At 74.3% G+C, this 14,115-nt stretch carries 14 protein-coding genes; all 14 read right to left on the reverse strand.

The genetic code is table 11. The features are described 5' to 3' along the window. The coding region (locus tag KK617_RS17325) for a hypothetical protein (RefSeq protein WP_277501417.1) at positions 1–511 on the reverse strand (511 nt) is incomplete at its 3' end. Between the two features lie 82 nt (positions 512–593). Continuing rightward, positions 594–1,958 (reverse strand): ammonium transporter, encoded by a 1,365-nt coding sequence (locus KK617_RS17330; protein WP_277501418.1) that lies wholly within the window; start codon positions 1,956–1,958, stop codon positions 594–596. A gap of 40 nt (positions 1,959–1,998) precedes the next feature. Beyond that, entirely contained in the window at positions 1,999–2,997 is a 999-nt protein-coding gene (locus KK617_RS17335; RefSeq protein ID WP_277501419.1) for a DUF3445 domain-containing protein, read from the reverse strand. After that, positions 2,994–4,070 (reverse strand): PDR/VanB family oxidoreductase, encoded by a 1,077-nt coding sequence (locus KK617_RS17340; RefSeq protein WP_277501420.1) that lies wholly within the window; start codon positions 4,068–4,070, stop codon positions 2,994–2,996. Before KK617_RS17340 ends, KK617_RS17335 begins: the two co-directional genes overlap by 4 nt. Further along, positions 4,067–4,594: a dimethylamine monooxygenase subunit DmmA family protein gene (locus KK617_RS17345; RefSeq protein WP_277501422.1), complete on the reverse strand. Its 528-nt coding sequence runs from the start codon at positions 4,592–4,594 to the stop codon at positions 4,067–4,069. Before KK617_RS17345 ends, KK617_RS17340 begins: the two co-directional genes overlap by 4 nt. A gap of 190 nt (positions 4,595–4,784) precedes the next feature. Further along, positions 4,785–5,828: a DUF3445 domain-containing protein gene (locus KK617_RS17350; protein ID WP_277501425.1), complete on the reverse strand. Its 1,044-nt coding sequence runs from the start codon at positions 5,826–5,828 to the stop codon at positions 4,785–4,787. After that, on the reverse strand, positions 5,828–6,835 hold the full coding sequence (locus KK617_RS17355) for a PDR/VanB family oxidoreductase (protein WP_277501426.1): 1,008 nt from the start codon (positions 6,833–6,835) through the stop codon (positions 5,828–5,830). Before KK617_RS17355 ends, KK617_RS17350 begins: the two co-directional genes overlap by 1 nt. Then, entirely contained in the window at positions 6,832–7,386 is a 555-nt protein-coding gene (locus tag KK617_RS17360; RefSeq protein ID WP_277501428.1) for a dimethylamine monooxygenase subunit DmmA family protein, read from the reverse strand. Before KK617_RS17360 ends, KK617_RS17355 begins: the two co-directional genes overlap by 4 nt. A 22-nt stretch (positions 7,387–7,408) precedes the next feature. Then, a complete protein-coding gene (locus KK617_RS17365; RefSeq protein ID WP_277501429.1) occupies positions 7,409–7,804 on the reverse strand; it encodes a hypothetical protein in 396 nt (131 codons plus the stop codon). Positions 7,805–7,987: 183 nt separating this feature from the next. Next, positions 7,988–9,385 (reverse strand): Re/Si-specific NAD(P)(+) transhydrogenase subunit beta, encoded by a 1,398-nt coding sequence (gene pntB / locus KK617_RS17370; RefSeq protein ID WP_277501430.1) that lies wholly within the window; start codon positions 9,383–9,385, stop codon positions 7,988–7,990. 3 nt (positions 9,386–9,388) lie between these two features. Beyond that, entirely contained in the window at positions 9,389–10,948 is a 1,560-nt protein-coding gene (locus KK617_RS17375; RefSeq protein WP_277501431.1) for a Re/Si-specific NAD(P)(+) transhydrogenase subunit alpha, read from the reverse strand. A gap of 254 nt (positions 10,949–11,202) precedes the next feature. Then, a complete protein-coding gene (locus KK617_RS17380) occupies positions 11,203–12,594 on the reverse strand; it encodes a hypothetical protein (protein WP_277501432.1) in 1,392 nt (463 codons plus the stop codon). A gap of 83 nt (positions 12,595–12,677) precedes the next feature. Next, the gene (locus KK617_RS17385) at positions 12,678–12,926 is read right to left on the reverse strand and encodes a helix-turn-helix domain-containing protein (RefSeq protein ID WP_277501433.1); all 249 of its coding nucleotides are present in this window, start codon (positions 12,924–12,926) and stop codon (positions 12,678–12,680) included. Positions 12,927–12,993: 67 nt separating this feature from the next. Continuing rightward, on the reverse strand, positions 12,994–14,115 hold a 1,122-nt coding region (locus KK617_RS17390; protein WP_277501434.1), incomplete at its 5' end, for a trypsin-like peptidase domain-containing protein.

The raw sequence follows: 14,115 nt of genomic DNA on the forward strand, positions 1-14,115 counted from the left end.
GCGGGCCGCGCGCGCGACGCGGAGGCGCGGCCGGGCGGGCCCCGAGCAGCAGCGCCCAGCGGGCGACGAGGCGGGTCACGGGGCGCACGAGGGCGAGGTCGAGCAGCGTCCACACCGCCCGCTCGCCGGCGGCGAGCCAGAGGCCGCCGACCGCGGCGGCGAGCAGGTGGAAGGCCACCATGGTCAGGTCGCCGGCCCCGGCATCGACCCCGGCCCCGTCCGGGGTCGCGTGGGCGTGCGTGCCGCCCGCCGGGCCGGGTGCGAGCACCATCAGCCCGAGGTGGGTGGCGGCCTGGCCGACGACGAGGAGCAGCGTGGTCTCCAGCGCGTCGACCCGCCGGCCGAGCAGCAGCGCGGACCCGGCGGTGAGCAGGAGCAGCAGCGGCAGCGCCGCGAGCGGGGAGGGCAGGGCACCGCCGGCGAGGGCGTGGCCGGCGCCGCCGGCCAGCAGCACGACGAGGGCGAGCACACCGCCGCGCGCGAGGCGCAGCGTCCAGCCCGTCGTCGTCACGGGCGCCATCCTCCCCGAGACGCCGCGCCGGCACGAACCGCAGGGTCCGTGCCGGCGTGGGTCAGGCGGGATCGGGGTGGGGTCAGGCGGGGTCGCTCGCCGCGGCGCGGGACTCCTCGGCCTCGGTGCGGGCGGCGAGGGCCGCGATCCGCTCGGCGCTGGGCGCACCGGAGAGCCGGTCGGCGCGGGCCTCGCCCAGGGATCCCCCGGAGCGCTCGATGTCGTAGGCCGACTCGGAGTGCTCGGCGAGGTCGAGACCGGCGAACTCCTTCTCCTCGTCCACGCGCAGCCCCATCGTCTTGTCGAGCACCTTCGCGATGATCCAGGTCATCACGAACGCGTAGCCGCAGGTGGCCCCGATGGCGACCACCTCGCGCCACGCGATGTCCCAGCTGCCCCCGAACAGGACCCCCTTGATCCCCGCCGGCGAGCCCGAGTAGCCGATGAGCACGACGCACAGCGAGCCGACGATCCCGCCCATGCCGTGCACGGCGAACGCATCGAGGCTCTCGTCGACCCCGAGCTTCGCCTTCCACGTGCAGGCCCAGGCGACGAACGCGCCGGACGCGACGCCGACGACGATCGCGCCGAGGGCGTCGACCGCGTCGGCCGACGGGGTGATGCCGACGAGGCCGGCGATGATGCCCGACGCCATGCCGAGGGTGGTGGGGGCGCCGTCGCGGATCTTCTCGACGAGGCAGAAGCCGATCATGCCGGTGGCCCCGGCGATGAGGGTGGTCATCACGGCGTACTGCGCGAGGAAGTTCGCGCCGGCCGCCGTGCCGCCGTTGAAGCCGAACCAGCCCATCCACAGCAGCCCGGCCCCGAGCAGCACGAGCGGCAGGTTGTGGGGCCGCGACCCCATGTTCTTGCGGGGGCCGAGCACCATCGCGAGGGCGAGCGCGCCGAGACCGGCGGACATGTGCACGGCGGTGCCGCCCGCGTAGTCGTGCAGGCCGAGGTCGTTGCGCATCCAGCCGCCCTGGGTGTCCTCGCCGTCGAAGGCGAACACCCAGTGGCCCAGCGGGAAGTAGACGAGCGTCGCCCACACGGCCGAGAACACCAGCCAGCCGCCGAACTTCATGCGCCCGACGGCGCCGGAGGCGACGATCGCGACGGTGATGGCGGCGAAGAGGATGTAGAAGGCGAACCAGTAGGGGTCGACGAGCTGGGCCTCCCCCGGGTCCTCGTAGATCCCGAGGAAGCCGAGGTAGCCGTCGGGGTTGCCGATGAGGCCCCAGCCGCCGACGGAGTCGCCGACGACGAGGCCGTGGCCGAAGAGGACGTAGAGCACGGTCACCGTGGCGAGCGTGCTCATCGTCATCATGATCATGTTGAGGGCGTTCTTGCTCCCCACCATGCCCCCGTAGAACAGGGCGATCCCGGGGAACATGATGATGACGAGCGCCAGGGCGGCGAGCATCCACGCGACGTCTGCAGCGGGCATGGGGGTGTCTCCTCGGGTGGGCGGCGGCGGGCCGCGGTGCTCAGTGGTGCGGGTGGTCGCGCAGCCACGCTGCGGCGCGATGGCGGTAGGTGGCGATGCCCTTGTAGTCGGCCATGTCCTCGGGGAGCTCCGCGATGACGGCGGCGGCCCGGACCCGCCACGGCTCGACCCGGGCCAGGTCGGCGAGGGGCAGCAGGTAGCTGCGGATGAGGAACATGACGGCCCCCGACTCGGGGAGCCGCACGAGGTGCTGCACCTCGGTGCGCAGGTGCACGAGGCGACCGAAGGCGTCGTCGTCGACGGTCCGGACCATCGCGCGGTCGGACCCCCACTCCGGGTAGCGCTCGGTGGAGACGTCCAGCCGTCGCCCGATCGTGAGCGTCCAGTTGGTGCGGCGGTAGGTCTCCCCCGGCTGCAGGCCCTTGATGAACTCGTGGGCGCGGGTGATGACGCCCTCGGGGTGGATGCGCGGCACCGGGCCGTGGATCTCGAGGAAGCTCATCCCGACGTCGAAGCCGAACGACCAGTCGGCCGCGAAGGTGACGACGCCCGCGTCGCCGAACAGGGTGCCGTCGCGCTGGTCGAGCAGCACGACGTCCTCCTGCACCTGGCGGGTGATCCACGCCAGGGGCTCGGCGGGCAGCGTCGCGGGGTCGCCCAGCACGAAGGTGTGGTCGATGTCGAGGAGCCGGTTGCGCCAGCGGTACGACGGACGCGCACCCCCCGCGACGGGCTCCAGGTCGAAGGACCCGGGGCGGGCCAGGGCCAGCTCGCGCATCAGGCAGAGCATCGCGTCCCAGCAGGCGACGTCCATGTGGGGCAGCACGGCGTACCGCGACGGGTCCTGCTCGAGGATGGCGGCCCGCTCGTCGAGCTCGCGGTGGTACTCGGCGTCGACGTCGACGACCGCGTCACCCCACTGGCCGGCGGGTGTCGTGACGACGCCCCGGGCGGGCTCGACGTTCGTGGAGTAGCGGTAGGTCTCGTTCGGGAACGGGAAGGGGAACCCGGCGACGAGGTCGGGGGCGGTGGACGTCACGGCGAGACCTCCAGGTGCGCGCGGCCCGTGGCCGGGTCGGGGAGCGCACGGGAGACGCACGCCATGACGCAGTCGCCCGCGGCGCGGGCGGCGTCGTCGAGGTAGAGGTCGCGGTGGTGCACCCCGGTGCTCGCGGCGGGCGCGACGCGCAGCCGGCACTCGCCGCAGACGCCCTGCCGGCAGAGGTGGGGCACGTCGTACCCCTGCTGCTCGAGCGCCTCCAGGAGGCTCGTGCCCGACGGCACCTCGAGCGTCGGGCCCCCGGTGACCGTGACGGTGAAGGGGTCGCCCGGGTCGAGGGCCGCGAGCCCGAAGTGCTCGAGGTGCAGCCGGCTCTCCGGCCAGCCCAGAGCGCGGGCCGCGGCGAGGACCGCGTCCATGAAGTCGGCCGGCCCGCAGGTGTAGAGGTGGGTGCCGATCGGCTGGTCGCCCAGGAGCGCCGGCAGGTGCGCGGCCAGCGCGGCCCGGCCGTCGAGCACCGTCACGCGGTCGCCGCCGAGCGCGCGCACCTCGTCGAGGTGGGCGCCGCGGCCCCCGCGGCAGACCTGCACCAGCTGCACGTCACGGCCCCACCGCAGCGCCGAGCGCAGGTGCGAGACGAGCGGCGTGATGCCGATGCCGGCGCCGACGAGGAGGTGGCGGGTGGCGCCCTGCACGGGCGGGAACGCGCTGCGCGGCGCCGTCGTCGTCACGGTGTCGCCCACCGCGAGCCCGTGGACCCACGCCGAGCCGCCGGCCGCCCCCTCCTCGGGGTCCCGGCGCAGCACGGAGACGGTGTAGGCGCTCGGGTGCACGGTCTCACCCGTCAGCGAGTAGGCGTTGGCGAGCCGGCGCTCCCGGCCCGCGCCCGGTGGCACCTCGACGACGACGTGGCTGCCCGGGGTCCACGACGGCAGGGCGCCCCCGTCGGGTCGGGCGAGCGACAGGCTGCGCACGCCCGGGACGCTGTCGTCGACGGCGACGACGACCAGCGCCAGTCGCTCGCCCGCGCCCAGCGGCGCCGGCAGACCGGGAGCCGGAAGAGCGGTCGGCGGGGTCGCGGCACGGAGGGCCGTCGGTGCGGTGGCGCTCACGCGGACTCCTCCCACGGCTGGTCCTCGGCGTCGACCATGAAGCCGAGGTGGTGACCGGTACGCCGGGAGACGTGCTCGTAGACGAGGAGGGACCGCGCGCAACCGGGGCAGGCGACGACCCCGCCGGCCGCGACCGCGGCCGTCGTCGTGGCCGAGCAGTGGACGCACCAGACGGTGCGCACGTCGGCGGCGACGGCGCCGAAGCGCAGCTCGTCGTCGGCGAGACCGGCGCGCACCGCGGCCGCGCGCACGGCGAGGCACGCCTCGGCGGTGCCGGCCACGAGCACCCGGTGGCCCACACGGGCGACCGCGAGGTCCGCGTGCAGGGCGTCGACGGCGGCGGCGACGTCGGCGCAGTCGTGCCGGTGGACGGGGGCCGCCCCCAGCGCCTCCTGCCACCCGGCGGCGACCGCGCGGATCGCCGTACCCGTCCGGCCGTCACCGGGGCCCACGACGAGGAGCGTGTGGGTGCGGCCGGTCGGGTCCGCGGGCTCGACGTGGGGCTCGCGGGCCCACGGGGGCACGCTGCCTGGGCTCGGGCTCGGGCTCGCGCTCGGGCTCACCATGACGTCCCTCCCCCGCTGCATCGTGTCCGGCGCCGGACGTCCGACGGTCGTGGTCCCCGAGGGCACCCAGTCGACAGCCCGCGCGTTTCGGGGGCGTGAAGGGGGCGTTCCGCGGTCGCGACACCGCGCGCACGGAGGGTGAGGTCGTTCACGTCGCGCTCCTCGGGTCGGGGGCGGTCAGCCAGGCCATCGCCGGCTCGCGGTAGTCGAGGAAGCCCTTGTAGGCGGCGACGTCCTCGGGCAGCTCGAGCACCACCCGGGCCAGCTGGTCGCGCCACGCCGGGACCTGGCGGACCTCCTCGAGCGAGGTCATGTGGGTGCGGATGTTGAAGGTGACCGCACCCGTCATGGGGAGCCGCACGAAGTGCTCCACCTCGATGCGCAGCTGCAGGCGGCCCCAGTCCTCGTCGCGCACGAGGGCGGGGATGTCGGTGCCCCACGCCGGCAGCTCCTCGAGGCTGACGTCGAGCTTGCGGGAGCCGGAGGCCGAGAGCGTCCAGTTGACCCGGCGGTAGACCTGGTCGGCGGGCAGCCGGCGCAGGAAGTGCTCGGCCCGCGCGGTGACGCCGTCGCGGGTGAGGCCGGGCACGGGCTGGTGGATCTCGTCCATGCTCATCCCGACGTCGAACGACACCGACCAGGCGGCCGCGAACGTGACGAGACCGGCGTCGAAGTGCAGCCGCCCGTCGCGTTCCTTCACCAGCAGCAGGTCGTCCGGCACCTCGCGGCCCAGGAAGGTCAACGGGTCGCAGGGCAGGCTCGCCGCGTCGCCCAGCACGAAGACCTGGTCGGTGCCCAGCGCGTGGTTGCGCCAGTGGAACCGGTCCCCGGCCGGGACCGTGGTCTCCTCGAGCTCCATCACGTGGGGGTACGACGCGGCGAGGTCGCGCAGGTAGTAGACGAGCAGGTCCCAGCACGCCGGGCCCATGCCGGGCATGACCCGCACCCGGGTCGGGTCCGCCGCCAGGACGCGGCGCCGCTCGGCCATGATCGCGCCGTACTCCTCGCCGCCCAGGTCGACGAGGTGCGCGCCCCACTCCCCGGCCGCCGTGCGCCGCACGACGCGGGCGGGCTCGACGTTGACCGAGTAACGGAACGCGGTCAGGTCGTCGGGGAACGGCCACGGCAGGCGGGCCGTGTGGCCGCGGGTCGGGAAGGGTCGCGCCGTGGCGGGCCCGGTCGTGACGGTCATCAGAGGTCCACCTCGATCTCGGCCCCGGTGTGCCCGCCGCGCGAGACGCAGCTGAGCATCCGGTCACCGGCCTGCTTCTCGGACTCGGGCAGGACGAGGTCGCGGTGCTCCAGCGCACCCGACCGCACGGGCACCAGGCACTCGCCGCACACGCCCTGGCGGCACAGGTTCGGCACGTCGTGGCCCGCCTCGAGCAGGGCCGTCAGCAGGCTCGTGCCCGGGGGCACGGCGAGCCGCTGCCCGGTGGAGGCCACCCGCGCGGTGAAGGCCACGCCGGCCTCCAGCTCGGGCGCCGTGAACCGCTCCAGGTGCACCCGCGCCTGCGGCCAGCCCGCGGCGGCGGCCGCGGCGACGTACGCGTCGAGCAGGGGCACCGGGCCGCAGGCGTAGGCGTGGGTGCCCAGCGGCTGGTCGGCGAGACGCTCGGCGAGCAGGCGGGCGGTGGCCTCGACGGAGGTGGCCTCGTGGAGGGTGACGCCGGGGCGGGCCGCGAGGGCGCGCAGGTCGTCGAGGTGCGCGCCGTGCCCGGGCCGGTAGGAGTAGAGGACCTCGCAGGTGCCGCCCCACCGGGCGATCGCGCGGGCGTGGGAGAGCACCGGGGTGACGCCGATGCCGCCGGCCACGAGCAGGGCGTGGCGCTGGTCGTGGCGGGGCGCGAAGCTGGAGCGCGGACCCTCGACCTCCACGAGGTCGCCGACCGCGAGCACGTCGTGCACCCAGTCGGACCCCCCGCCCTGGCCGCGCCGCAGCACCGAGACGGCGTACTGCCGCGGGTTCACCCCGTCGCCGGTCAGGGAGTAGGCGTTGCGCCCGCCGGCGCCGGTCGTGAGGACGAGGTGGGCGCCGGGCTCGTAGGAGGCCAGCACGCCCCCGTCGGGCGCCGCGAGCACCACGTGGCGCACGGTGTCGGTGAGCCGGACGGCCTCGACCACCCGCAGGGAGCGGACGCCGGTCGCGTAGGCCGGGTGCAGGTGCGCGGGGTAGCGCTCGACCACGGGGGCGCTCACGCGAGCTCCCGGGCACGCGCGTCGGAGGCGAGGAAGCTGCCGCGGGTCGCGGACAGGTGCGGGTGGATCTCGAGGAGGCGGGCGCAGCCCGGGCACGTGGCCTCCCCGCCGTACGGCGCGTGCACCCGGTGCGTGTCGCGGCAGTGGGCGCAGTAGACGGGCAGGTCGGTGGGCAGCCCGGCGGCCGCCGCCGCGCCGTCCACGGCGAAGCTGCGCAGCTCGGCCTCCCCCGCGCCGTGGGTCCGGGCGAGCGCCAAGGCGAGGAGCACGTCGCACTGGCCGCCGACGACGAGGATGCGCACCCCGGTGCGCGCCGCCACCAGGGCCGCGACGAGGTCGGACCGGCCGTTCACGACGTCGTCCGCGACCACCAGGCGCGTCGGTGCCTGCGCCTCGGCCGCCCGCACCCAGCGCGCAGCCACCTCGGCGGTGCGGGCCGCGGTGCCGAGGGCCACGACCAGGTACGACGTGCCGCTCGGGTCGACCGGCTCCGGCTCGGCCGGCCACACGGGCAGGCCGAGCACGGGTCCGGGCGCCGTCACCGTGCTCACCGCGCGTGTCTCCCGGCCCGGCTCAGAGCAGGCCGGCGTCGCGGTCGCCGGCGTAGAACGCGAGGGCGTACGACGGCGTCGAGAACGCGATGCGCGAGCCCTTCGGGAAGAAGATGGCGTCCTTCGCCCGGGCGACCGTGCGCTGGCCCGTGTCGACGTCCTCGAGCAGGAACTCGCCCTCCAGCACGACCTTCATCTCGTCGTACTCGTAGAGGTAGACGAGCGGCTCGTCGGTGTGGCGCAGCTCGAAGAAGCCGGAGCACATCGAGCTGCCCTCGGGGTTCTCGTAGGTGTCGCCGATGTAGCCCTCGCTCGCCGGGAAGTCCGCCATCCGCGGCAGGCCCTTCCAGGCGTCCGCGGTGACGCGGAACGGGGCCTTGGCGGTGGTGCTCGGGGGTGCTTCGGGGCTGGTGGTCATGGGTCCGCTCCGATCACGGGAGGAAACGATGTCTGCCGTGATGAAACCCAGGCGGTGTTTCCGACGTCGCGGCGCCGCGTAACGATCCCGTTTCCGGGGGGCCCGCCCGAGCCGGGGTACGACGACGCCCCCTCCACCCGGGGGCGGAGGGGGCGTCGCGGCCGGCGTCGCCGACGGGGGGGCTCAGAGCGCGCGGAGGATGTCCTCCACGCGGTCCTTGGCGTCGCCGAACAGCATCTGCGTGTTCTCGCGGAAGAACAGCGGGTTCTGCACGCCGGCGTACCCCGCGGCCATCGAGCGCTTGAAGACCACGACGTTCTCGGCCTCCCACACCGTCAGCACCGGCATGCCCGCGATGGGGCTCGACGGGTCCTCGGTGGCCGCCGGGTTGACCGTGTCGTTGGCGCCGATGACGAGCACGACCGACGTGGAGGCGAGGTCGTCGTTGATCTCGTCCATCTCGAGCACGATGTCGTAGGGCACCTTCGCCTCGGCCAGCAGCACGTTCATGTGCCCGGGGAGCCGGCCCGCGACGGGGTGGATGCCGAAGCGGACGTCGACGCCGCGCTCGCGCAGCTTCTTCGTGAGGTCGGCGACGGGGTACTGCGCCTGCGCCACCGCCATGCCGTAGCCGGGCGTGATGACGACGGAGGAGGCGTTGCGCAGCAGCTCCGCGGTGCCCTCGGCGTCGATCTCGCGGTGCTCGCCGTAGTCGGTGTCACCCGCGGGGCCTGCCTCGATGCCGAAGCCGCCGGCGATGACGGAGAGGAACGAGCGGTTCATCGCCTTGCACATGATGTAGCTGAGGTAGGCACCCGAGGAGCCGACGAGCGCACCGGTGACGATGAGCAGGTCGTTGCTCAGCAGGAAGCCCGCGGCGGCCGCGGCCCAGCCGGAGTAGCTGTTGAGCATCGAGACCACGACGGGCATGTCGCCGCCGCCGATCGAGGCGACCAGGTGCCAGCCGAGCGCGAGGGCCAGGACGGTGACGACGACGAGCAGCCACAGCTCGCTGTCGATGACGTACCAGACCGTCAGCACGACGAAGGCGACGAGCGCACCGACGTTGAGCAGGTTCTTGCCCGGCAGCACGAGGGGCGCCGACTTGATCTTGGCGCTGAGCTTGAGGTTCGCGACGATCGAGCCGGTGAACGTGACGGCGCCGATGAAGACGCCGATGAAGACCTCGGCGTGGTGGATGTCGGCGAGCGCACCCGAGTAGTGCGGCGCCTCGAGGTGGCCGTTCCAGCCGACGAGCACGGCGGCGAGGCCGACGAAGGAGTGCAGCAGCGCGATGAGCTCGGGCATGCCGGTCATCTCGACGACGCGGGCGCGCCACAACCCGATGACGGCGCCGATGACCATGGCCACCACGAGGAGGACGACACCGAGGGCGTCGTCGGAGTCGATCGCGACGTCGGCCACGACCACGAAGGTCGCGACGAGCGCGATGGTCATGCCGGCGATGCCGTAGACGACACCCTGGCGCGAGGTCTCGTGCTTGCTGAGGCCCGCGAGGCTGAGGATGAAGAGCAGGGCGGCGACGATGTACGCCGCGGTGGAGATGCTGAGGGCGTCCATCGATCAGTCCTTCGAGAACATGCTGAGCATGCGTCGGGTCACGGCGAAGCCGCCGAAGACGTTGATGCTGGCCAGGAGCACCGCGACGAACGCGAGGGCGCGCACGGCGGTGTCGTCGGAGGACAGCTGCAGCATGGCGCCGACGACGATGATGCCGCTGATCGCGTTCGTGACGCTCATGAGCGGCGTGTGCAGCGCGTGGGCGACCTTGCCGATGACGTAGTAGCCGATCACCACCGACAGCACGAGCACGGTGAAGTGCTGCGGGATGGGGTCCGGGGCCGTCGCGTTGACCGCGAACAGCGCGAGCACGCCGACGGCGATGGCGGCGTACCGGCGCCGCGCCAGCGTCGCCGGCGAGGTCGGCGCCTTCTCCGGTACGGCGGGCGCGGCCGCCGCCGCGGGGGCGGCGGGCGCGGCGGAGACCTGGACCGGGGGCGGCGGCCACGTCTTCTCGCCCGCGCGCACCACGGTGACACCGCGCTGCACCACGTCGTCCATGTCGAGGACGAGCGTGCCGTCCTTCTCGGGGGTGAGCAGCTTGAGCAGGTTCACCAGGTTGGTGCCGAACAGCTGCGAGGCCTGGGTGGGCAGGCGCCCGGCCAGGTCGGTGTAGCCGAGGATGGTGACGCCGTTGGCGGTGACGACCTTCTCGCCGGCGACCGAGCCCTCGACGTTGCCGCCCTGGGCGGCCGCCATGTCGACGATCACGCTGCCCGGCCTCATCGCGGCCACGTCGGCGGCCGTGATGAGGCGCGGGGCCGGGCGGCCCGGGATGAGCGCGGTGGTGACGATGATGTCGACGTCCGCGGCCTGCTCGGAGTAGATCTCGGCGGCGCGGGCGTCGTACGCCTCGCTCGTGGCCTTCGCGTAGCCGTCGGAGGAGACCTCCTTGGCCTCCTCGGCGACGACGACCTCGAGGTACTCCCCGCCGATCGACCTCACCTGGTCCGCCACCTCGGGGCGGGGGTCCGTCGCGCGGACGATGGCGCCCAGGCTGGAGGCGGCGCCGATGGCCGCGAGGCCCGCGACGCCGGCGCCCGCGACGAGCACCTTGGCCGGCGGCACCTTGCCGGCCGCGGTCACCTGGCCGGTGAAGAACCGGCCGAACTCGTGGGCCGCCTCGATCACCGCGCGGTAGCCCGCGATGTTCGCCATCGAGGACAGCACGTCCATCGACTGGGCGCGCGAGATGCGCGGCACCGCGTCCATCGCGAGCGCGGTGATGGGGCGCGTGGCCAGCTTCTCGACGAGCTCGGGCCGCAGGGCGGGACTGAGCAGGCTCACCAGCGTCGCGCCCTCGGCCAGGCGGTCGATCTCGGCGTCGGTGGGCGCGTTGATCTTCAGCACCACCGCGCTGCGCCAGGCCTCCTCGGCCCCGACGACCCGTGCGCCGGCCTCGGCGTACGCCTCGTCGGTGAACGAGGCGGCCGCACCCGCGCCCGCCTCGACCACGACGTCGTACCCCAGGCCCACCAGCTGCTTCACGGTCGCCGGCGTGCCCGCGACCCTGGCCTCACCGGGCGTCGACTCAGCGACGATCCCGAGCTGTGACTGACTCATCCGATACCGGTCCCTCGTCAACCCGTGCGGGACGACGAGCCGTCCCGCCGGACGCGCGGCGCGCGACCTCGGTGCAGGTTAGGGGCAGACCGGCCCCGGAGCGGGCCGCCGTCCCGCCATCTTGAATCATGAGCATGGATTCGGACCCATTGGATCGTTCCGAGCGGGTTACGTGAGACGCACGTCACGCCCTGGACACCCCGGCGTCACCCGCGTACGACGAGCGGTCGCCCCCGCGCGACGAACGGTCCGGGTCAGCGGGAGGTGAAGGTGAACAGCTCGCCCGCGCCCACGACGTACCGCTTCGTCGTGGCGCCCACCTTGACGGCGACGACCTGCGAGGTGGTCGTGTGGTTGACGCCGACCACGCCGACGGTGCCGTCGGGGTTGCGGAACCCGGCGACCGCCGTGCCCGCCACCGACGAGGAGACCGGCAGCACCCGAGCGCCGGGCTGGGCGGCGCGGGTGAGGTGGGCGAGCAGGTAGAACTCGGGCTGCATGCTGACGCTCGAGCCGTCGACCCGCAGGAGGCCGCGGCAGTCCTTGCAGCCCCAGCGCGAGCCGGCGTCGACCGGCCCGGAGGCGCCGTCGAGGGCGAGGTTCCACATCAGCAGGCCCGAGGAGCCGTTCGCGACGGGGGTGGCGACGAGGTTCGCCATCTGCCAGGCGAACGAGCTCGCCCACCCGTCGGTCGTGCCGGTGCACTCGGAGATGATCCGGAACGGCGTGGGGCCGTTCATCTGGCCGGGCTGCCCGCCGTAGCAGTGGTACGCCGATCCGTCGAACGCGCCGGGCGCTCCCGCGACCACCTGGTCGTAGGCCCAGCGGTGCTCCCAGTTGTGGTCGCCGGCCCACAGCGCGACGTCGGCTGGCAGCGCCGGGCCCACCTGACGACCGAGCGCGGCCATCTGCGCCACCGACATGGTCATGGAGGCGTAGTCGGAGGAGTGCGCCGGCTCGTTGCCGAGCGTCAGCGCCCGCACCGGCACGCCGCGGGCGGCCAGCTCGCGGGTCTGCGCGAGGAGCAGGTTCCCGTACGACGGGACCGCCGCGTCCGCGAGCCCGCCCCCGCGCAGGGTGCCGCTGGTCTTCATCACCGCCGGGGCGGACCAGGGCGTGGCGACGACCTTCAGGTCGGGGCGCAGCGGCAGCACGGAGGAGGTGACGGTGTCGATGGCGGCGAGGGCCTGCGCGGGCGGCGTGGCCCGCGTGCCGTCCCAGCCCCACGCCCACTGCGCCGGGGAGAAGTCGGTCGCGCTCAGCGGCAGGCGGAGCGTGTCGAGGCGGGCGCCGTCGGCGCGGGTGGGGTCGAAGAGCAGCCCTGCCGCCGCGGGGGCGGAGGCGAGCAGCTGCACGGAGGCGTCCGTCAGCGCCGCACCGGTGCCCCACCACGTCTGCTGCGGGCGGGTCGTGTCGACCGTGAACGTGACGGTGGGCGTGCGGGTGGTCGTGGCCGCCACCGGCAGGAGCCGGCGGCTCGCCGCGGTCGGCGAGGTGACGACGAACGACGTCGTCGGGGTGGTCACCGCGGCCGCCCGCGGCGTCGCGAGCGCGACCGCGTCCGACGGACCGGTCGCGGCGACGACGGAGGCGGACAGGAGCGACGAGAGGAGGGCGACGCCCAGGGGCGTGGAACGCAGACGCACGGGAGGAACCTCGGTTGGAGGGGGACGGGGCAGAACCTCCTATCGGCGCCGGGGGCCACGACCTGAGCGGTCTCGCTACCGGGTCAGGAACGCGCGTCGGCGTCGGCGCCGGCCGACTCCTCGACGTACGGGTGCGCGTCGACGAACTGCCGGGTCTCCGCGTACATCCGCTGGATGTAGGCCTCCAGCTGCTCGGACTCGACCCGCCACTGACCGCGGCCGCCGATCTTGATGGCCGGGAGGTCGCCGCGGCGCACCAGCGCGTAGACCTGGGCGCTCGAGGTGTTGAGCACCTCCGCCACGTCGGCCAGGGTGAGGAAGCGGGCGACCATGGTGCCTACTCTGCCACTACCGCCACGGCCGGCAGGCGCGGCCCGCGCCCCGGCTGTGGATGACCGCTCAGCCCGTCTGCGCGTCGAGCGTGACCTCGACCTCGCTGGAGGCCTCGCCGCGGCGCACCGTCAAGGTGATGGTCTCGCCGGGGGCGTAGCTGCGGATCGCCACGATGAGCTCGGCGCCGCCCGTGACCGGCTGGCCGTTGACCGCGGTGACGACGTCGCCCTCCTCGAGGCCGGCCTCCTGCGCCGGGCTGCCGTCGTTGACCTGGTCGACGACGGCACCCTGGCCCGTGTCCTCGCCGCCCACCATCACCTGGGCGCCGATGACCGGGTAGCTGGCCTCGCCGTCCTGGATCAGCTGCTCGGCGGTGCGCAGCACCTGCTCGGACGGGATCGCGAAGCCGACGCCGATGCTGCCGCCGGAGCCCGTCATCCCGCCGGTGGTGGCGATGGCCGAGTTGACCCCGACGACCCGGCCCTCGAGGTCGACGAGCGGGCCGCCCGAGTTGCCCGGGTTGATGGCCGCGTCGGTCTGGACCGCGTCGATGTAGGACTGGTCGTCGCTCGAGCCCGTGGTCACGGGCCGGTTCTTCGCGCTGACGATGCCGTGGGTGACCGTGGCCGAGAGGCCGAGCGGCGAGCCGATGGCGACGACGCCCTCGCCCACCACGAGGCCCTCGGCGGGGCCGAACGAGACGGCCTGCAGGTCCTGCGCCTCGTCGGCCTGAAGCACGGCGATGTCGTAGACCGCGCTGCGGCCGACGACCTCGACCTCGAACCGCCGGCCCTCGACGGTGAGCACCTCGACGGTGCCGCCCTCGGCGGCCTCGGCGACGACGTGGTTGTTGGTGATGATGTGGCCGGCGTCGTCGAACACGAAGCCCGACCCCGTCGCGTCCTCGCCCTCGGCGGAGGAGAAGATCTGCAGCGTGCTGGGCAGCAGCTCCGCCGCCACCGCCGCCACGGACGTGTTGTCGGCCTCCAGCGGCGGGGCCGTGGACACGCCCTTCCCCTCGACGTCCAGGCTCGAGGACGCGGCGCGCGGGCCGTCGTCGTCCTGCCACGCGTCGTACGCCGCCGCGCCGAGCGCGCCACCGCCGGCGCCGACCACGAGGGCGAGCGCGGTCACGGCGGGCCACACCCAGCCGGGCACGCGCCCGCGCCCGGCGCGGTCCGCACGCCG

It is taken from the genome of Nocardioides sp. ChNu-99 (genome assembly GCF_029493445.1).
GTDB lineage: Bacteria > Actinomycetota > Actinomycetes > Propionibacteriales > Nocardioidaceae > Nocardioides.

What these genes read in the sequence shown, in the direction of transcription:
- KK617_RS17330 (WP_277501418.1), bottom strand. Translation starts at nt 1,958, where the DNA reads ATGCCCGCTGCAGACGTCGCGTGGATGCTCGCCGCCCTGGCGCTCGTC.
- KK617_RS17350 (WP_277501425.1), bottom strand. Translation starts at nt 5,828, where the DNA reads ATGACCGTCACGACCGGGCCCGCCACGGCGCGACCCTTCCCGACCCGC.
- KK617_RS17365 (WP_277501429.1), bottom strand. Translation starts at nt 7,804, where the DNA reads ATGACCACCAGCCCCGAAGCACCCCCGAGCACCACCGCCAAGGCCCCG.
- pntB (WP_277501430.1), bottom strand. Translation starts at nt 9,385, where the DNA reads ATGGACGCCCTCAGCATCTCCACCGCGGCGTACATCGTCGCCGCCCTG.
- KK617_RS17375 (WP_277501431.1), bottom strand. Translation starts at nt 10,948, where the DNA reads ATGAGTCAGTCACAGCTCGGGATCGTCGCTGAGTCGACGCCCGGTGAG.
- KK617_RS17385 (WP_277501433.1), bottom strand. Translation starts at nt 12,926, where the DNA reads ATGGTCGCCCGCTTCCTCACCCTGGCCGACGTGGCGGAGGTGCTCAAC.